Raw genomic sequence first — 17092 nt, forward strand, 5'->3', positions numbered from 1 at the left:
ACCACTTCATGAGACGCGCAAGACCCACTAGTCTCAACGCATTCATTGCTGCGAGAAAAAACAGCAGTAATGGCTTTGAGGCTGAATCTTCAGGATCTCTTCGGTCTCAAGAACGAGATGAGCGGTCCAGCGGTACCCTTCTCCAAACTTCTCCTCTCCCTGTTGACCTCCACGGCGATCGCAACCGCGCGGCCAACCCTGCTCGAAGGCAAGGCCCTCAGCCAGGAGGTTGAATCCATCAGCTTTCGCTTCGGCGACCTGATCAGCAACCGCAGAACCTTCCTGACTGCGGCCTTGACGCTGCGCCGGCAGGGGATCATCTGTCTACGGGAGGCAGCGCCTGCTGAGCTGATCGCGTCGATCAACAGCGATGTCGGCCGACTGCTCGAGGAAATCGAATCAGGCGAGCACGCCCGCCTTGCATCCCTGGCCTATCTCAATCTTCCTGATCAGCGTGTGCTGAAGGGCTACAACCAGTTCCGCGACGCCGATCGGTCGGTCATCAACTACCGGGTTAAGCGGCCCGATGGACGCAGCGGTAGCGATGCGGGAATGATCGACATCTTCCATCCCGAGCGCCTCTCGGACAGCCTCAACCGGAACATCCAGGCCTGCCTGCAGGAATCGGTGATTCAGCGGTTGCTCTTGTTGAGCAGCTTCAATCGAATGCGGGTGAAATGCCGCAACCTCTACCTCAACCGAGGCGTGCAAGACACGCGCAGCTACCACTGCGACGGACGCTCCCTGAAGTTCAAATCCTTCGTGTACCTCAGTGAAGTGCAATCACTGGCCGATGGGCCCTATTGCTTCGTGCCCAGGTCCCAACGTCGACGGCGGCTCTGGTGGCGCAACGCCCGCTTCAACAAACAAAACGGGCTTGGGCCGTTTGAATTCAGTCAGCTGCAGGGTTCTGAGGCCATTGCTCTGTTTGCCAAGGCAGGCGACATGGTGCTCTCCTCGCAGCGCGGTGCCCACTGCGGCCACCCCCAACACCCCCAGGCGCGCCGCGCCGTCCTGGTGAACATGTTCCAACGCTGAGCCATCAAAAAAGGCGGGGGATCTCCCCCGCCTGATCAGCAATCGATGGCCGACGCGTTCAGTCGACCAACTTGGGATCAATCTCAGCCATGTAGCGAGCCTCGCAGCTCTTGATGATCTCAACGGCCTTTTCTGTGCCGAAGAAACCGTTCACCGAGCAGGTGCCAGGCTTCTTCAGATCCTTGTAGTGCTCCCAATAGTAGGTGGTCTCTTTCTTCCAGTGCTCACCGAGATCTTCCCAGCTCTTGATGTGATCCATGCGCTTGTCGTCGGCAAGAACAGCGATCACCTTGTCGTCGACTTCACCACCGTCGTCGAAGGTCATCACGCCGATGATGCGGGCTTCCACAATCGAACCGGGAATCAGGGGCTCGGTGACACCAACGATTTCGATGTCGAGGGGATCGCCATCTTCATCCCAGGTGCGGGGAATGCATCCGTAGGCGAAGGGGTAAGCCAGCGAGGAGTAACCAACGCGGTCCAGCTTCAGATGGCCGGTTTCTGTGATCAGTTCGTACTTATTGATCGTGTTGGAGTTGAGCTCCACGATCGTGTTGAGACGAAGTTCGGCTTCATCAGCGAAGGCCGGCAGCACGTGCAACAGGTTGGGCATGCTGCGGCTGGGTGCCTGATCGAGGTTGGCCATAAACGGCGATGGACAGCGCGGCGCATCCTACGGGCCCCTCCACCCGTCGAGTTGCATACGGCTAGGGGGTCGGTTGCAGCCGATCAAGCTTGTTCTCCAGGTAGTCAAGGAAGGCATCGGTGCTCAGGGGCCGACCGGTGACCCTGTCCACCAGTTGATCGGCATTCACACTGCGTCCGAGCGGGTGAACGTGCTCACGCAGCCAAGCCAGCAAGGGCGTGACATCGCCGCGCTCCACATGCTCCTCCGGAGACCCGATGGCCTCCGCCATCGCTTCGCTCAACTGCGCACTAATCAGGTGCCCCAACAGATACGAGGGGAAATAGCCAAACAGGCCTTCACTCCAGTGCACATCTTGAAGGCATCCCTCGGCATCGTTCATCGGCCGCACCCCCAGGAGTTCCTGATAGCGCCGGTTCCATTCGTCTGGGAGATCGTTCACCGCCAAACCCTGCTCCAGCAGGGCAATCTCGAGATACGTGCGGATCAGGATGTGCAGGCCATAGCTGAGTTCATCAGCCTCCACCCGGTTCAAACCAGGCGCCATCGGATTCATCGCCTGCCACATGTCCTGGGCGGCGCTGAAGGGAGCCCCCACCTGCGCAAAACGCTTCCACCACTGCTCTGCGAACGGACGGCTCCGGGCAACACGGTTCTCCCAGAACAGCGACTGACTTTCATGAACCGCCATCGAGGTGGCCTGTCCCAGGGGCCAGGCAAACCATTGGTGGCTCTGGTCCGGCAACCCCTGCTCGTAGAGGGAATGGCCCCATTCGTGGGCCGTGGCGAGGAAACACGACAACGGCTGGCCTGGCACCACACGCGTGGTGATGCGGTAATCCGCCGGTCCCAGCGTGATCGAAAAGGGGTGAGGTGATCGCGCCATGCAGGTGATGGCGGGATTACGGCCCCAGGCACCGAGCAGCTCATCACAGAGATCTTGCTGGCTGGACTCATCGAGATCCCAGTCCGCTGATCGTGGGCGTGGCCGGGTGGATGCCTGAGCAACCAATTGCGGCAACCGTTGCCGCAGGGGAGCAAACAAGGCCTCGAGACGCTCCAGACGTAGATCCGGTTCGAAGGGTTGCGCCAGGGTTTCCCAACAGGAGCGAGGCTCATCCAGCTGTTTGGCCTGCTCCTGACGCAAATCAATCAGGGTCTGAAGCGCCGGTGCGAAGAGGCTGAAATCAGAAGCCGATCGAGCCTGCTGCCACCGGTCGTAGCCGTCGGCCTTGGCCTTGGCCAAGGCGGCGACGAGGGCTGGATCGAGGGACTGCTGCCGCTGCAGGTCCTGTTCCAGCAGATCCAGATTGCGGCCCTGTTCAGGGCATCGCTCAGCGGAATTCCAGTGCTGACGCGCTTCGGCCAGCAGATCCGCATAGGCGGCAGAGCTCTGACGAGCATGAAGCTGGGTCGCCAGCAGCGTGAGCTGCTCACCCCGCCAGGACGCCCCAGCAGAGGGCATGCGGGTGTTCTGGTCCCAGTACAGGGTGCTCTGTATCGAGCCGAGCAGCTGCGTCTCTCTCAGATGGGCTCCCAGCTGCCCCCAAGCCGTTGCGGCAGAAGCCATCTCGCCCCCTTTTCCATCACCCTAACGACACCTGGACTGGCATCGAAGCAGCGATGCAGGCCATGGTTAAGCGGTTCAGACGTTCTGGACCCATGCGCCGATTGATGCTGCAGGTGGCCCTGGGGATCGCCCTGCCCATGGCTCTCTGGCCGCTCAAGCTGATCTACCGACAACCGCAGACCGTTCGATAGGAACGGGTCAGTTCAGCTCACAGCGGCCTTGGCAGAGGGTCTCAAGGTCGGCGCGCCCGGTGATCTGAAGCCGCCTGGCGGCCCAAATCCCATAGACCCAATCGACCACGCTGCCGATCAAGGGCCAGCGGGTCGGTGCGTAAAGCCACCCCAGACCAATCAGGCGATACGCCTCACGGAAGACGGCCACATCCCGCAGCACCTCCCCGGAGCCTGTGATGGCATGAATGCGGCCCATTGCCACCCGGTAACTGATGCCGGCATGGGCCGCTGCGTCGTAATCAGAGGCATCGATGTCGACAAAAGCCAGCCGGGCCTGACGGTCACGCCGCTGCAGAAAGCGAACTTCGCGCACACACAACGGACAACCTCCGTCAAACAGCAGGGTCAGATCGGGGGCAGATGGGCTGGCCATGGACTCAGACGGTGCTGCAGCACGCAAAGTAAGGAAAGAACGCTGGAGAGCGGTGGGCGTGCAGCAGATCCTGCATCAGATCACAGTTCAAACCCCGGGAAGAGGATTCACCCGACTGGAGGGGCGGTTGAACACCTGGATCCGCAGCACGGGGCTGGACCAGGGCGTTCTGCATCTCACCTGCTTGCACACCAGCGCCAGCCTCACCATCAACGAGAATGCCGATCCACGGGTGCTGCAGGACCTGGATGCATGGATGGCCGATGCCGTTCCAGAACACCGCCGTTATCTCCATGACGACGAAGGAGCTGATGACATGCCGGCCCACATCCGAACCGCGCTCACCAGCCAAACCCTGAACCTGAGCGTCAGCAGGGGGCAACTGCTCCTGGGCACCTGGCAAGCCGTTTACCTCTGGGAGCACCGCAGCGCTGCTCACACCAGAACGATCGCCTGCCACCTGTTCGGTGAATCCTCCAGCCGCCCCACCCCTGAAAGCACCACGCAGACCACTTCAGCCACGCCGAAAACCCTGTTGAGCCTCCGCAATGGCGAACGGATCAATCAAGCCATTCAGGCCCGACACAACCCGAACGCCTGGGAAACCGACGACGGCATCGATACCGACACCGATCTGATGATTGATCGATTGCATGACCTGAGCGACTGACAACCTGCTCCAGCCACGATGGAGGGGTGATTCAGGGCTTCCATGCCAGTTGAACCTCTCGATTCCGCCCAGAAGTCGGCACTCAGCACAACCCTGCCCAATTGGGTTGTGAACGGAGACAGGCTGCACCGCGATCTGCAGTTCAAAAGCTTCGTGGAAGCCTTTGGATTCATGGCACAGGTGGCCTTGCTGGCCGAATCCAAAAATCACCATCCGAACTGGAGCAACGTCTACAACCGCGTTTCAATCGACCTGACCACCCATGATCTCGGCGGCCTCAGCAGCCTGGATGTGGAGCTGGCCAGCGCCATTGACGCTCTGCTGCCAGCATGAGTCGAGTGGGTCCTTGCGCATGACCACCGCACCAGCCAGTCCAGGCGTCCCGGTCACCATTCTCAGCGGCTTCCTCGGAGCGGGGAAAACGACGCTGCTGAATCACATCCTGAGCAATCAGCAGGGGGTGAAGACCGCGGTGCTGGTGAATGAGTTCGGTGAAATCGGGATCGACAACGATCTGGTCGTCACCACCGGTGAAGACATGGTGGAGCTGAGCAACGGTTGCATCTGCTGCTCGATCAACGGCGAGCTGATGGAGGCGGTGGAACGGGTGATTGAACGCCCAGAACCGCTCGATTACATCGTCGTCGAAACCACCGGTCTGGCCGATCCCCTGCCGGTGGCCATGACCTTCCTTGGCAGTGAGCTGCGGGACCAAACCCGCCTGGATTCGATCATCACCTTGATCGATGCAGAAAACTTCGACGACGTCGTTCTAGACACGGAAGTTGGCCGGTCCCAGGTGATTTACGGCGATATCCTGCTGCTGAACAAGTGCGACCTCGTCTCCGAGGAGCGGCTTGAGACCGTCGAACAGCAACTCAGAGCCGTCAAGAACGATGCGCGGATCCTGCGGTCGGTGAAAGGAGAGGTGCCTCTTGCCCTGCTGCTCAGCGTCGGACTCTTCGAATCCGACAAGGTGAGTTCCCCTGCCGACGATCCGAGCCTGGATCACAGCGACTGCGACCACGACCATGGCCACTGCAGCCATGACCACGATCACGGTCATGAACACGATCACAGCCATGGGCACGATCACGGTCATGCCCACAACCATGGGGACGGTCATGACCACGGACACCATCACCACAGCCATGAGCACGGTGACCATCAGGACATCGAGGGATTCACCTCCCTGTCGTTCCAGAGTGATGGGCCCTTCGCATTGCGCAAGTTCCAGAACTTCCTCGACAACCAGATGCCCCAGGAGGTGTTCCGAGCCAAGGGAATCCTCTGGTTCAACGAAAGCGAACGCCGCCATGTGTTCCATTTGGCGGGCAAACGCTTTTCCATCGACGACACCGACTGGACCGGTGATCGCAAGAATCAATTGGTGCTGATCGGCCGCGACATCGACCACACCACCCTGCGGAAGCAACTCAAGGCCTGTGTGGCGCCAGATGCAGGAAAAGGTTTCAGCTGATTCAGCAAAACCAGGGAATGGTGCTTATTGTGCGTGCCATGGGAGAAACCTCAATGGTCGAACCACTGCTGCTCGGAGCGGTATTCGTTCTCGCCAGCCTGCTGCTGTGGCTTCTGGCTGATTCCGATGATGACAACGGCGGTGGCGGCCTACGCCAGCCGGTGCTTGTGCCCATCCCGGTGCGTCATCACCAACGCTGAAGCTTTCAATTCTTTTTCCTCAATCCTTCGCTGCGGCGGGGGATTTTTTATGCCGACGCCTGACCAAGCGGAAGCAGCGTGACTCTGGCCCCATCCCTGAAGCTGAGGCGACAACGGGTGTGGGGAGGATGCTCCTGTTCGATCGGACAGTGGGCGCGCACCAGCACATCCGCGACACGGATTCGGTACTCCCAAGCATCCCCCAGAAATTCACGGCCCAGCACGCTGGCCTCTCCTTCGGCATCGGCGACGACAGTGATGTCGTGCGGATCCACGAGCACACAACAGTCACCGGAGGCTTCGCGGTCCGCCTGGACCCATGGGGCCGATGCATCCAGGTCTCCCAGGAGACAGGACAACTGGCCTTGGCCATGGGCCTGCACTGGAATCAAATTGCGCTGAAGCACAAAGGATCCAACAAAAGGCGTCGCCGGTGACCTCACGATCTCGGGGGGCGATGCACATTGATGCAGCACACCATCCCGCATGACGGCAACGCGATCGCAAATCGCCAGAGCTTCTCCGGGATCATGGGTGACGATCACGCCGCTCGCACCGCAGGCGTCCAGTACGGAGGAGAGCTCACTGCGCAGGCGGAGCCTCACCTCCACATCCAGGCTTGAAAAAGGCTCATCAAGCAGAACCACCCTGGGCGCTGGGGCCAGAGCGCGTGCCAACGCCAGCCGCTGCCGCTGGCCACCGGAGAGCTGGTGCGGGTAACGCTGCTCGAGCCCCTTCAGCCCCAGCAACGCAAACAACCAGGCCACGCGCTCACGGTTGGGATTCCGCCGGGGCAAACCGAAACTGGCGTTCTGCCAAGCGTTCAGGTGAGGGAAAAGGGCGTAATCCTGGAACACCATGCCAACGCCCCGACGTTCCGGTTCCATCCAGATCCCATCTCCAGCCACCATGCGCTGATCCAACTGCACCGTGCCGCGCCGGGGGCGTTCGAAGCCGGCAATCAAGCGAAGCAGGGTTGTCTTGCCACAGCCGGAGGGGCCCAACAGGCCTAGCAGCTCCCCTGGCGCCACCTGAAGATCCACCCCCTTCAGGGTCCAGCCGTCAGAGGCATCGCCGTAGCTGTGCCAGACCCCGTTTAAAGCAACCGTTGGCTCCATCGGGAGCAGCTGTTCCACAGATCAGATGAAGCTTGGGAACCGACCGAGCTTATGAGTGTGACAAATGATCGAAGCCGGTGTGCGGTTTGCACGCCCTGAATCAGATCCCCATCGTTCATCGCCAGACTCGTTCCATGGCAATGTCGCAACACCACGTCGCGACAACGGTGTCCGGCCCATCGCTGAAGTGAAGTTGCTGCCCAACCGGAGTGTTGTTCCAAGCCCAACCCGGCTGGCCCTGATCCTGATCGCCTCCATCACTGGCATGGTTGCGATCTGGCCGGTGTTGACGCTGGTAAGGGAGGCCCTGACGTCTTTGCACAGCGGCTTCAGCGATCTTGGCCCCGATGGCATGCGCCAGATCGTTGGCACCATCCAGCTGCTGCTCGGAACAGCAACGCTGGGCACCTTGCTTGGTACTGCGAACGGTTGGCTGCTGTGCAACTGCCGTTTTCCCGGTCGGGCATGGCTACGCATCGCCCAGCTGATTCCCCTGGCAACGCCGGCCTATCTCCTTTCGGCGATCCTCGTTGATCTGGGCAGTCGCCACAGCTGGACCATTCACGGCATGGGGTGGGGCATTGCTGTGATGGCACTGACGACCTACCCCTATGTGTTCCTGTTGAGCACGGAAAGTTTCTCCGTCAGCGGTCAGCGTCAGCTGGAGGCATGCCGGAGCCTGGGGGTTGGTCCCTGGTCAGCCTTCCGGCGTGTGGCCTTGCCCATTGCACTGCCCGCGATCGGAGCCGGCGTCGCTCTCATGGGCATGGAAGTGGTCAATGAGCTGGGTGCCGTGCAGCTGCTCGGCATCCCAAGTCTCTCCGCGGGCATCCTGGAAACCTGGCAGTCCAACGGCGATCCCGCAGGCGCCATCAGCTTGGCCTTGATCACGCTGGTGATCGTGTTGACGTTGGTGGTGTGTGAACGCAGCCTGCGCAGGCGCAGTCGGCGCTGGAGCGATGGCGTGGCCGGCGGGGATGCAACCGCTTGGCACCTGCATGGATTCCGCGCTGGGGTGGCGCAACTGCTCGCCGTGATCCCTCCGATTGTGAGCCTGGGAACCCCACTGCTGTGGGCCGCCAGCAACTTGGATCAGCTCCAAACCAGCTGGAACGAAGATCTGATCAGTCTGAGCGGCCGCAGTCTTTTGCTGGCTCTGGTCGCTGCTGTTTTGGCGGTAACGGCAGCGCTGGTGCTGGCCATCGCCAAACGCTGGTCCAGCGCCCCATGGCTGAAAAGCCTCACCTTCCTGGCCGGAACGGGGTACGCCATCCCCGGCACCGTCTTGGCTCTGGCCCTTTTGCTCACGGGCGCCCCCTGGCAGGTCGCCCCCTTGCTCCTGCTGCTGTGGGGCTACAGCGATCGATTTCTGGCGGTGGCGAAAGGAGGCCTGGATGCAGCCCTGGAACGGATCAGCCCGAGCCTCGATGAGGCGGCGACGGGGATGGGATCACCGTGGCAGCGCGTGCTCCAACGCGTGCATCTCCCCCTCTTGCGCGGACCGATCACCGTCGGACTGCTTCTGGTGTTTGTGGACACGGTGAAAGAGCTTCCCCTCACCTTTGCCCTGCGGCCTTTTGACTTCGACACGCTCTCGGTGCGCGTGTTCCAGTACGCCGGCGATGAACGGCTGGCCGAAGCGATGTTGCCGGCCCTGATGATCCTCGTTCTGGGGCTGGTCGCCGCCATGGCCTTGGTGCCAACCCTGGATCACGCCTCCAGACGAGAGGGCTCGTCACCCCCGCAGCAACCGCTCTGATGCGTTGCGCTGGAGCAAGCCAGCACGGGTGTTGAGACGGAGCGGGAGTGTTGACCAGGAGATCGGCCGTCCCGTGGACACGGCGTAGGTGGTCTCCCGCAGGGTGCCCCTGCCCCCATCGATCTTCAACAAGGTGAAGGTCTGCTGTGCTGGCGCTTCACCACGCAACAGGCGCCGGGGGCCACTGCCCAAGGCACCGAGCTGGATCAGATCAAGCTGGCCACGACGGCTGGAGAACCAGGTGTGGTGATGACCACTGATGTAGGCCTGCACGCCGGCGGCATCCATCAAGGCCTGAAGTGCACCTCCCCGCTCCAACACCTCACCGGGGCGATCCTTGCCCAGACCAACCCCAGCCAGGGGGAGATGACCCACCACAAACCGAGCACGAGCTTTTTGTGCCTCGATGCTGGCCAACTGCTGTTGTGCCCAGATCAGCTGATCCTCAGGAACACGGGCTGAGCTGGCATCCCAGACCAGCCAGAAGATCCCGTCCTGCAGCACCGAGTAGCGAAACGGGAACTGCGAGGCATCCACAAACACCAATCCCATTCGTGAACGGATCGGGGTCCAGAACCGACCCACAGCAGCACGATCCATGGGGAAACCCGGTGAACCGTCATGGTTCCCGATCGCTGGCAGCAGTGGAATCTTCGCCGCCTGAAGCCGCTGCAGAACCGAAGTCTCAAAGCCCCGCCACATGGCATCCAGCTGTTGACCCGTGAGGCCTCGCATCTGACCCGCGACCATGTCGCCAGCACACACCACCAGATCCGGCTGCAGGCCAATGAGCTGATCCAGCCCTTGATCCACGGCAGGGATGTAGCGGGTGGAGCCATAGCTGCTGTTGAGATCGCTGATCAGCCCAACCCGTTGAACAGCTCCCCTGGCGGCGCTCAAGGGCAGGGCCGCTGCCGTAAAACCGGTGCCAAGCACCAACTGCAGCATCCGTCGACGACTCAGCAACACAACAGCACGGGGGTCAGCGGTGGCGTTTCAAACGTTGGCCCAGCATCCGATCGGCCACCAGGGCCCCGCTGGCAACAACATCAGCCAGGGTGGAGAGGAGTCGGTAGCTGAGAACCACCGCGAGCAACTGCGCCTCTGGTACGGCAGCACCCAAACGCAGCAGCAGGGTGGCCTCAAACACCCCGAGCCCCCCGGGGGCACCAGGCACCACCAGCCCAACGGCATAGGCCAGACCAAAGGCCGCAAGCCAGGTGAACGGTGCCGGACTTTGAATGCCAAAGGCCTGCACGCTGCACCAGAACCCGGCAAAGCGGCAGACCACAAACAGCAGCTGAAGGCTGAGGGGCCGCCAGGGATAGCCGCCGCGGCCGCTTCCCTCACTTTCCAGGGGCCCACTTCCAACCGACTGCAATTGCGCTGCCTTGGAACGCTCCAGTCGACGCAGAAGGGGCTCGCGCCAGCGGGACATCATCAACAGCGCGGGCCACGGAGCCAGCAGGGCAAGGCCCTGCTGCCATCCACCAGCAACCACAACAAGAACGGACGCCGCCACGATCAGGAGTGGATCAAGGATCACCCCAGCCAGGGCAGGGCCGCCGCCAATCGCCGGACGCAGCACGCGGACCCGCTCCACCAGATGCCAGATCCCTCCCGGCAGGTACTTGAGAAGGTTGCTCCGCACAAACAGCGGCACCACCGCAACCCCCTGGGGAGGATGTCTCAACCAGATCAGAAGGTCGCGCCAGGCCAAACCATTGATCAGGATGCTGAGCCAGGTGAGGCCCAGCCCCAGCACCAGCCACCACCAACCGTTGGCCACCAAGCTCAGCTGGCGAAGTTGGCCCGCCTGCTGGGCCAAAGCCACAGCGATGAAGATCAGGCTGGCCAGCGTGATCCAGAGCTTGGGTTGCCGGAGAACCTTGCCCATCAGGCCCAATCGTCCGTGCTGACGAACGGCGCTACTGCAACAGCAGCCCGCAGCTCATCAAAGGAACACCCCGTGCTGGCCTGAAGAGCCTCAAGGGCATCCGCCTCGGCTTTGACGGTGCAACGGCCATCGGGGCGACGCACCTGTTTGGCGGCGACGGGACCCCAGGGGGTTTCGAGCACACCCTGCCGCCTCGGCAACACCCAGCGTCCCTGGCGCCGCTCCCGCAGGCCGATGCTGCTGCCAGCACTGAGCCAGAGGCTGCGGAGCTGATCGGCATCCCCATCCCGCACCAGCGCCGTGAGCAACTGACCACTGCGGCCCTTTTTCATCAGCAACGGCTGCACCGCCACATCAATCGCTCCCGCATCACGCAAGCGATTCATCAACACCGCAATCTCCTCTGGAGTGGCGTCATCGATCCAGGCTTCCTGCACCACCAATGACTCCCAACGGGGACCTTCCTCCGCAGTAACGGCTGGGGTGTGCAGCACAAGGCGCACCAGGTTGGGGCGATCCAGTTGGCGGTGGCCGAGGCCAACACCAACCTTGTCAGCCACCATGCGTTCAGGAGCGACAAACTGATCTACCAGAACCGACACCAGGGCTAGGCCCGTGGGTGTCACCAACTCACCTGTGGGCAGATCTCCGCCCTGAAGCAGAGGAATGCGGTGACGTCGTGCCAGTTCAAGCACGGCGGGCACGGGCACGGGCAACAGGCCATGGGCGGTTGCCACCGTTCCGCTCCCCGCAGGCAACGGAGAACAGACGATCCTGGCTGGATTGAGGTCGTCAATCGCCGCACAGACACCCACCACATCCACGAGGGCATCGATGGCTCCAACCTCATGGAAGTGAACGGCCTCCACCGGAGTTCCATGCACGGTGGCTTCGGCTTCCGCCAGACGGGTGAACACGGCGAGCACCCGTTGCTTCAGCGATGGCGCTAGAGCAGCTGCATTGATCTGATCACGGATCCCCGACCAATGGCGGTGGGGCGGCTGATCCTCAAGACCCTCCACATCAACGCGGATGCCTCGGAGACCAGCACTGCGCGCCTCCTGCTGGGTGAGGCGATAGCGCCCCGTCAAACCGAGGGCCGCCAGAGGCGACTCCACCACGGCCTGGTCCACACCCAGATCCAACAGTGCGGCCAGGAGCATGTCCCCTGCCAACCCTGTTGGTGCATCAATCCAAAGCGCGCTCATCGCCCTAGACGCGGAGCCGCCTCCAACAGAACAACGGCCTGCTGATCAAGCACCTCCCGCTGCTGACGCAACTGCTGCTCAATCTCCCTCCGGGCGCGGCGCTGCTCCCGCTGGGCGGTGGCCACGTCATGGCCCGACAGTCCCCAAAGCCGTCCCAGCAAAGCGCGGTCATCGGCCCCACCACGGGCCTTGCCGAAAACCACGGTCTCAGCAGCGATGCCGGCCTGAAGCACCCGGCTCCAACGGCGTAGATCCTCAAGCGGCATGCGGACGCTGTCCGGCACGGCGAACTCCGTGGCGCCGCTGCTGCGCAGTCCTGCACGCACGCAGGCCAGGGTTCCCACCAGCACCTGCTGAACCGGAAGTTGCTCCGCTTCCGCGATCAGAACATGGCCCGCCTCATGCACCGCAATCCGATGCAGACGCTCCTGCCCACCGGGCAAAGCTTCGGCAAGGATGTGCCCGCCCATGCCTTCCCAGGTGGCGGCATCAACGCTGAGGGTGACCAGGGCACCCCCAACCCCCACAACGATCCAGGCAGCAGACAGACCCAGGGCAGGACCAAAAGCGCCGAGGGCAGTGATGCCGGCAACGGCAATGCCGGCCCGAAGTGCCCCCGTGGAGCCCTGCCCCCCCTCGGCCATCAGCTGCGAGCGCGGGAGGTGGCACGGCCACGACCTCCCTTGGATTTGCCGCCACGCGTCGGCATCGGAGCAATCACGTCGTGATTTTCGAGGTGCAGTTCCTGGCCCTGGCGGCGCAGGTCAAGGCTGACGAAGTGACGCAGGTTTTCGAGAGGGAGCTCTCCCTTGATCTGGAGCTTGAAGGGAAGTGGACGGTGGCCGTCGGCACGGGCCTGCTGCCGCACCTTCACCACCATTTCGCCGGTTTCCGGCTTGGTGAAGATCAACTCGCCTCGAACGGAAAAGAAGTCGTCCCCTTCCGGCAGGGTGTCGGAGGCATCGGCTTGGTCTGGAGCCAGGGTGCTGGGTTCCCAGACCCCAGCGATCTGCAGATGCAGATGATCACTTTCACGGCTTCTGGGATACACGACCCAAAGGTGAGGTTGATCCAGGGGCAGATGCCGCCGCATCAGGGTGAGCACACGACCGAGCACGACGGTTTCCAGGGGGACCCCCTGGGCATCGGTCAAGGTGCCACGGGTGAGTTGCTCGGGGTCGGTTGGGGCGTAAGTGCCGCGCACAAGACCGATGGCCCGGTACTGCAACGGCTCTGTGACCGGGGGAATCGGATGGGCGCGCATTGATGCTGAACCGGGCGGAGTCAAAAGCCCTTCTAAAGACTGTAGCCAGCCCACTGCAATCTCCTCAGACTGAAGTGGCTGATTCGAGATCGGATGCCCAGCCCGCGCCGGATTCTGTTGCTGCTGGCGTCCATTGTGGGGGCTGCACTGGTCGGTTGGGTCGCCGCGGCCTCCATGGCTCCGGAAACGCGAGCGCGCAGCACTCGCCAGGCTGAAGATCTGCAGGTTGAGCTGCTGATGCAACAGCTCCAGAACCAGGAGGAAGTCAGTGAAGCCAAACGAGGCCTGCTGTTGGAACGCTTGGTGACACTGGAGCGCCTGCAAGAGGCCGAAGTGGTGCTGCAACCGTTGCTGTCTGGCCGCTCGACGCCGCGCGAACTCACCCTGTTCAAAGCCGATCTGCAACGTCGCAATGGCCAGCCCGAGGCCGCCCGACGCAGCCTCCAACATCTGCTGCGGCTGCATCCGAATGATCTGGAGGTTCTGCAGCTGCTGGTGCTCCTGGACCAAAAGCAGGGACGTCAGCGTCAGGTGACAGCAGAGCTCACGGCCCGGTTCAAGGGCCTGGAACCTGGCCAGCGTTTGGAGATCGGTTTGCTTTTGGCTGATCTGCTGCGACAAAGCGGATCCGACCAGACCGCGATGAGGTTGTACGGCCAACTGGCCACGGAGAACAAGACAGATGCAAGGCCCCTGCTGGCCTTGGCCCTATTGCGGCAAGAGCAAGGCAATTCGGAGGCTGTTCAAACCCTGCTCAAGCAGGCCCGAGAAAGGCGGAACGCCAACGGAAGGATCGATCCTTTGATCGATGTTGTGGCAGCACAGCTGGGATTGAGCGCAGCCCGCAGCACCGGATCAGAACCCTCCAGCGCTACGGCGTCGCTGGAGGGTTCTGATAGGCCTTGAGGGCAGCATCAATGGCATCGGAGGGAGGCGTGGCGTCGTCCATGGCCGTCGCCCGTCGGATCTGGTTCAACAAATCCATGGGGTTGGCGGCATCCAGAATTGAGCCGCTGCCGTTGGTGTCGCCGTAGATCTCGCGTTCCTCGCGGTTCTGAAAGGGAGCTTCAACCTGGGCCCCTGCACCCATCGGAACCGTCATCACCACCAGGAAAGACAGCAGAGCCTGAGCGACAGCCGCAAGACGGCGAGACATCAGCGGAATCCGGAGTTGGCCGATGCTAAGGGTCTTTGACGCCACTGGATCAGCCGTGCAGATCGCCACCTGGAACGTGAACTCGGTCCGCACACGATTGGATCAGGTGCTCAGCTGGCTGGAGAGCGAGCAACCGGATCTGCTCTGTCTCCAGGAAACCAAGGTGGATGACCCCCTGTTCCCGCTGGAAGCCTTCAAATCTGCTGGTTGGCACGTGCACATCCATGGCCAGAAGGCCTACAACGGCGTCGCCCTGATCAGCCGCGAGCCCTTGGAGGATGTGCGTTGCGGCTTTGTCGGGGAGCTCCCGGATGATGCGGAGGCGAACGAGCTCGGCGCGCAGAAGCGCGTGATCAGCGCACTGCTGAATGGCGTTCGCGTGCTCAACCTTTATGTCCCGAATGGATCAAGCCTGAAGTCGGAGAAATACCCCTACAAATTGGCCTGGCTCGGCTGCCTGAAGCGTTATCTCGATGCTCAGGAGCAACGCGGAGAGCCGCTCTGCATGGTCGGCGACTTCAACATCGGCCTCGAAGCACGCGATCTTCCTGACCCCGACCGCCAGACAGGCGGAATCATGGCGAGCGATGCCGAACGCCAGGCCCTTCGTGACGCCCTCGGTGAACGGCTTAAGGACGTGTTCCGCGTGTTCGAACCGGACTCCGGTCACTGGAGCTGGTGGGATTACCGCAGCGGTGCCTGGGATCGGGACCGCGGTTGGCGCATCGACCACATCTATCTGTGCGACGAGCTGCTGGGACTCGCCCGCAGCTGCGTCATCCACAAGGGCATGCGCGGCAACCAACAACCCAGCGACCACGCCCCTGTCAGCGTTGACCTGGACTGGCCTCCAACCGACGACGACGGGGATGAACCGTTCTTCTGACCCTGTTCAGTAGATCTCAACGCCGGCGGGCAGCGTCACCATCCGTTTGGCCGATTCACCGCAGGTCCGCGGTGTGGGCAGCACCTTGCCGGGATTCGCACGGTTGTCTGGATCAAAGGCAGACCGCAACAGCCCCATCGTTTCCAGGTCGTCCGAGCTGAACATCCAGTCGAGGTAGCAGCGCTTGTCGGCGCCGACGCCGTGCTCTCCGCTGATGCTGCCACCAGCATCAAGACACACCCGCAGGATGGCGGCACCGAGCTCCTTCACGCTCCGCTCCACATTGGGCTGGTCCAGTGAATACAGGATCAGTGGATGAAGGTTGCCATCGCCGGCATGGAAAACATTGGCCACCGGCAGGCCGTGCTCCTGGCTGAGCCGTTCAATCGCCGCAAGCACCGACGGAAGGCTGCTGCGGGGAACGACACCGTCTTGCACGTAATACGTCGGCGTGATTTTTCCCACCGCTGAAAACGCAGATTTGCGGCCTTTCCAGAGCACCGCGCATTCCGTGGGGTCTTGGGCCCGCCGCAGCCCACGGGCTCCTGCCGCGCGACAAAGCACCTCGGCCCGCTCAGAAGAGGCCTGAACCTCAGCCTCCTGCCCATCAAGCTCAATCAGCAGAACGGCCGCTGCATCACGGGGGTACTCGTCGTAGCCGAAGAAATCATTGACGGCGTTGATGGTGACGTTGTCCATGATTTCCATCCCCGCCGGCAGGAGACCGCTCGCGGTGACCGATCGCACCGCTTCCCCTGCCGCTTCCATCGTGGCGAAATCCGCCAACAGCACGTTCACGCACTCCGGAGCCCGAAGCAGGCGAAGGGTGATGGCCGTCGCGATGCCCAGCGTTCCTTCGCTGCCGATGAACGCACCACGTAGGTCCAGTTCGGAGGATTCGGCCAGCCCGTTGCCCAACTGCGTGATGGTTCCGTCGGGCAGGACCACCTCAAGTTCCAGAACGTGATTGCTGGTCACGCCGTATTTGAGGCAGTGCACCCCGCCCGAATTTTCCGCCACATTTCCGCCGATGCTGCAAACCACCTGGCTGGAGGGATCCGGGGCGTAATAGAACCCGTCTCCTGCAACGGCGCGCGTCACCCAGCTGTTGATGACCCCGGGCTGCACCGTGACCCGCTGATTGGCCAGATCAAGGTCGAGCACCCGACGCATGCGACTGGTCACCACCAGAAGCGCCTGCTGATCCACCAACGCTCCCCCCGAGAGGCCGGTGCCGCTTCCACGGGCCACAAACGGCACACCGTGTTGATGGCAGCACTGCAACACCGCAGCGACCTGCTCGGTGGTCTCCGGCAGCACCGCCAGGGGCGGACAGTGGCGCTCAAGCGTCAGTCCGTCACAGTCGTAACTAAGCAGTTCCTGACGCTTCGCCACGATGGCCCGAGGGGGCAGACATCGGCGCAGATCCCTCTCCAGCACTGACCAGTCGTGGGCCACATCGATCTCGATCTGATCAAAGACTACGCATCAAAATGCGTGAGAAGTGGGCAATTAAGAAACACAGCAAACGGAACCGGTCGTTCCTGAGTCAGGATGTTGCACGGTTTGCATCAGCCCTTTGGCGTCGGTTCCA

At 62.2% G+C, this 17092-nt stretch carries 19 protein-coding genes; 8 read left to right on the plus strand and 11 right to left on the minus strand.

Going from position 1 to position 17092, the window contains the following annotated elements:
* Positions 1–117: 117 nt before the first annotated feature.
* Positions 118–1038 carry a hypothetical protein gene (locus SynRS9902_RS10715; protein WP_255446117.1) on the plus strand — a complete coding sequence of 307 codons (921 nt, stop codon included), beginning with the start codon at positions 118–120 and terminating at the stop codon, positions 1036–1038.
* Between the two features lie 58 nt (positions 1039–1096).
* Here the strand turns inward: SynRS9902_RS10715 and SynRS9902_RS10720 are convergent, their stop codons facing one another.
* The 3 genes from SynRS9902_RS10720 to SynRS9902_RS10730 all read right to left on the minus strand — a co-directional run bounded on the left by SynRS9902_RS10720 (position 1097) and on the right by SynRS9902_RS10730 (position 3860).
* On the minus strand, positions 1097–1684 hold the full coding sequence (locus tag SynRS9902_RS10720) for an inorganic diphosphatase (RefSeq protein WP_114987983.1): 588 nt from the start codon (positions 1682–1684) through the stop codon (positions 1097–1099).
* Between the two features lie 61 nt (positions 1685–1745).
* Complete coding sequence (locus SynRS9902_RS10725) at positions 1746–3254, minus strand: carboxypeptidase M32 (RefSeq protein ID WP_186509107.1); 1509 nt, start codon at positions 3252–3254, stop codon at positions 1746–1748.
* 198 nt (positions 3255–3452) lie between these two features.
* Positions 3453–3860, minus strand: a complete 408-nt coding sequence (locus tag SynRS9902_RS10730; RefSeq protein ID WP_115080782.1) for a thiol-disulfide oxidoreductase DCC family protein — start codon at positions 3858–3860, stop codon at positions 3453–3455.
* On the opposite strand from SynRS9902_RS10730, the gene SynRS9902_RS10735 reads away from it, so the two are divergent.
* The 4 genes from SynRS9902_RS10735 to SynRS9902_RS10750 are packed head-to-tail and all read left to right on the plus strand — an operon-like array spanning position 3859 to position 6210.
* Positions 3859–4530 (plus strand): secondary thiamine-phosphate synthase enzyme YjbQ, encoded by a 672-nt coding sequence (locus tag SynRS9902_RS10735; protein WP_370586300.1) that lies wholly within the window; start codon positions 3859–3861, stop codon positions 4528–4530. The two genes, SynRS9902_RS10730 and SynRS9902_RS10735, sit on opposite strands and share 2 nt — an antisense overlap.
* Before the next feature lie 42 nt (positions 4531–4572).
* The gene (locus SynRS9902_RS10740) at positions 4573–4863 is read left to right on the plus strand and encodes a 4a-hydroxytetrahydrobiopterin dehydratase (RefSeq protein ID WP_186509108.1); all 291 of its coding nucleotides are present in this window, start codon (positions 4573–4575) and stop codon (positions 4861–4863) included.
* Between the two features lie 19 nt (positions 4864–4882).
* The gene (locus tag SynRS9902_RS10745) at positions 4883–6010 is read left to right on the plus strand and encodes a GTP-binding protein (protein WP_186509109.1); all 1128 of its coding nucleotides are present in this window, start codon (positions 4883–4885) and stop codon (positions 6008–6010) included.
* A gap of 53 nt (positions 6011–6063) precedes the next feature.
* On the plus strand, positions 6064–6210 hold the full coding sequence (locus SynRS9902_RS10750; RefSeq protein WP_255446118.1) for a hypothetical protein: 147 nt from the start codon (positions 6064–6066) through the stop codon (positions 6208–6210).
* Positions 6211–6257: 47 nt separating this feature from the next.
* Here SynRS9902_RS10750 and SynRS9902_RS10755 read toward each other — a convergent pair whose 3' ends face one another.
* Positions 6258–7328 carry an ABC transporter ATP-binding protein gene (locus tag SynRS9902_RS10755; protein ID WP_186510628.1) on the minus strand — a complete coding sequence of 357 codons (1071 nt, stop codon included), beginning with the start codon at positions 7326–7328 and terminating at the stop codon, positions 6258–6260.
* A gap of 265 nt (positions 7329–7593) precedes the next feature.
* On the opposite strand from SynRS9902_RS10755, the gene SynRS9902_RS10760 reads away from it, so the two are divergent.
* Positions 7594–9087 carry an iron ABC transporter permease gene (locus SynRS9902_RS10760; RefSeq protein WP_186510629.1) on the plus strand — a complete coding sequence of 498 codons (1494 nt, stop codon included), beginning with the start codon at positions 7594–7596 and terminating at the stop codon, positions 9085–9087.
* Here SynRS9902_RS10760 and SynRS9902_RS10765 read toward each other — a convergent pair.
* Genes SynRS9902_RS10765 through SynRS9902_RS10785 form a run of 5 tightly spaced genes read right to left on the minus strand, consistent with a single transcriptional unit; the run spans position 9064 to position 13456 of the window.
* Positions 9064–10056: a metallophosphoesterase gene (locus tag SynRS9902_RS10765; protein ID WP_370586301.1), complete on the minus strand. Its 993-nt coding sequence runs from the start codon at positions 10054–10056 to the stop codon at positions 9064–9066. The genes SynRS9902_RS10760 and SynRS9902_RS10765 overlap by 24 nt on opposite strands.
* Before the next feature lie 13 nt (positions 10057–10069).
* Positions 10070–10984: a lysylphosphatidylglycerol synthase domain-containing protein gene (locus SynRS9902_RS10770; RefSeq protein WP_186509111.1), complete on the minus strand. Its 915-nt coding sequence runs from the start codon at positions 10982–10984 to the stop codon at positions 10070–10072.
* A complete protein-coding gene (gene larC, locus SynRS9902_RS10775; protein WP_186509112.1) occupies positions 10984–12192 on the minus strand; it encodes a nickel pincer cofactor biosynthesis protein LarC in 1209 nt (402 codons plus the stop codon). Before larC ends, SynRS9902_RS10770 begins: the two co-directional genes overlap by 1 nt.
* The gene (locus tag SynRS9902_RS10780; RefSeq protein ID WP_186509113.1) at positions 12189–12836 is read right to left on the minus strand and encodes a hypothetical protein; all 648 of its coding nucleotides are present in this window, start codon (positions 12834–12836) and stop codon (positions 12189–12191) included. Before SynRS9902_RS10780 ends, larC begins: the two co-directional genes overlap by 4 nt.
* The gene (locus SynRS9902_RS10785; protein ID WP_115081712.1) at positions 12836–13456 is read right to left on the minus strand and encodes a hypothetical protein; all 621 of its coding nucleotides are present in this window, start codon (positions 13454–13456) and stop codon (positions 12836–12838) included. Before SynRS9902_RS10785 ends, SynRS9902_RS10780 begins: the two co-directional genes overlap by 1 nt.
* A 93-nt stretch (positions 13457–13549) precedes the next feature.
* Between SynRS9902_RS10785 and SynRS9902_RS10790 the strand changes: the two genes are divergently transcribed.
* Positions 13550–14362: a lipopolysaccharide assembly protein LapB gene (locus tag SynRS9902_RS10790; RefSeq protein ID WP_255446120.1), complete on the plus strand. Its 813-nt coding sequence runs from the start codon at positions 13550–13552 to the stop codon at positions 14360–14362.
* Here the strand turns inward: SynRS9902_RS10790 and SynRS9902_RS10795 are convergent.
* On the minus strand, positions 14328–14612 hold the full coding sequence (locus tag SynRS9902_RS10795; RefSeq protein WP_186509114.1) for a hypothetical protein: 285 nt from the start codon (positions 14610–14612) through the stop codon (positions 14328–14330). The two genes, SynRS9902_RS10790 and SynRS9902_RS10795, sit on opposite strands and share 35 nt — an antisense overlap.
* A gap of 22 nt (positions 14613–14634) precedes the next feature.
* Between SynRS9902_RS10795 and xth the strand changes: the two genes are divergently transcribed.
* A complete protein-coding gene (gene xth / locus SynRS9902_RS10800; protein WP_255446121.1) occupies positions 14635–15498 on the plus strand; it encodes an exodeoxyribonuclease III in 864 nt (287 codons plus the stop codon).
* A gap of 6 nt (positions 15499–15504) precedes the next feature.
* Here xth and SynRS9902_RS10805 read toward each other — a convergent pair whose 3' ends face one another.
* Positions 15505–16956 carry an FAD-linked oxidase C-terminal domain-containing protein gene (locus SynRS9902_RS10805; RefSeq protein ID WP_186509115.1) on the minus strand — a complete coding sequence of 484 codons (1452 nt, stop codon included), beginning with the start codon at positions 16954–16956 and terminating at the stop codon, positions 15505–15507.
* Positions 16957–17092: the final 136 nt, after the last annotated feature.

Source organism: Synechococcus sp. RS9902 (genome assembly GCF_014279635.1).
Taxonomy (GTDB): Bacteria; Cyanobacteriota; Cyanobacteriia; order PCC-6307; family Cyanobiaceae; genus Parasynechococcus.

What these genes read in the sequence shown, in the direction of transcription:
- SynRS9902_RS10715 (WP_255446117.1), top strand. Translation starts at nt 118, where the DNA reads ATGAGCGGTCCAGCGGTACCCTTCTCCAAACTTCTCCTCTCCCTGTTG.
- SynRS9902_RS10720 (WP_114987983.1), bottom strand. Translation starts at nt 1,684, where the DNA reads ATGGCCAACCTCGATCAGGCACCCAGCCGCAGCATGCCCAACCTGTTG.
- SynRS9902_RS10725 (WP_186509107.1), bottom strand. Translation starts at nt 3,254, where the DNA reads ATGGCTTCTGCCGCAACGGCTTGGGGGCAGCTGGGAGCCCATCTGAGA.
- SynRS9902_RS10735 (WP_370586300.1), top strand. Translation starts at nt 3,859, where the DNA reads ATGGACTCAGACGGTGCTGCAGCACGCAAAGTAAGGAAAGAACGCTGG.
- SynRS9902_RS10730 (WP_115080782.1), bottom strand. Translation starts at nt 3,860, where the DNA reads ATGGCCAGCCCATCTGCCCCCGATCTGACCCTGCTGTTTGACGGAGGT.
- SynRS9902_RS10740 (WP_186509108.1), top strand. Translation starts at nt 4,573, where the DNA reads ATGCCAGTTGAACCTCTCGATTCCGCCCAGAAGTCGGCACTCAGCACA.
- SynRS9902_RS10745 (WP_186509109.1), top strand. Translation starts at nt 4,883, where the DNA reads ATGACCACCGCACCAGCCAGTCCAGGCGTCCCGGTCACCATTCTCAGC.
- SynRS9902_RS10750 (WP_255446118.1), top strand. Translation starts at nt 6,064, where the DNA reads ATGGTCGAACCACTGCTGCTCGGAGCGGTATTCGTTCTCGCCAGCCTG.
- SynRS9902_RS10755 (WP_186510628.1), bottom strand. Translation starts at nt 7,328, where the DNA reads ATGGAGCCAACGGTTGCTTTAAACGGGGTCTGGCACAGCTACGGCGAT.
- SynRS9902_RS10760 (WP_186510629.1), top strand. Translation starts at nt 7,594, where the DNA reads ATGGTTGCGATCTGGCCGGTGTTGACGCTGGTAAGGGAGGCCCTGACG.
- SynRS9902_RS10770 (WP_186509111.1), bottom strand. Translation starts at nt 10,984, where the DNA reads ATGGGCAAGGTTCTCCGGCAACCCAAGCTCTGGATCACGCTGGCCAGC.
- larC (WP_186509112.1), bottom strand. Translation starts at nt 12,192, where the DNA reads ATGAGCGCGCTTTGGATTGATGCACCAACAGGGTTGGCAGGGGACATG.
- SynRS9902_RS10780 (WP_186509113.1), bottom strand. Translation starts at nt 12,836, where the DNA reads ATGGCCGAGGGGGGGCAGGGCTCCACGGGGGCACTTCGGGCCGGCATT.
- SynRS9902_RS10785 (WP_115081712.1), bottom strand. Translation starts at nt 13,456, where the DNA reads ATGCGCGCCCATCCGATTCCCCCGGTCACAGAGCCGTTGCAGTACCGG.
- SynRS9902_RS10790 (WP_255446120.1), top strand. Translation starts at nt 13,550, where the DNA reads ATGCCCAGCCCGCGCCGGATTCTGTTGCTGCTGGCGTCCATTGTGGGG.
- SynRS9902_RS10795 (WP_186509114.1), bottom strand. Translation starts at nt 14,612, where the DNA reads ATGTCTCGCCGTCTTGCGGCTGTCGCTCAGGCTCTGCTGTCTTTCCTG.
- xth (WP_255446121.1), top strand. Translation starts at nt 14,635, where the DNA reads ATGCTAAGGGTCTTTGACGCCACTGGATCAGCCGTGCAGATCGCCACC.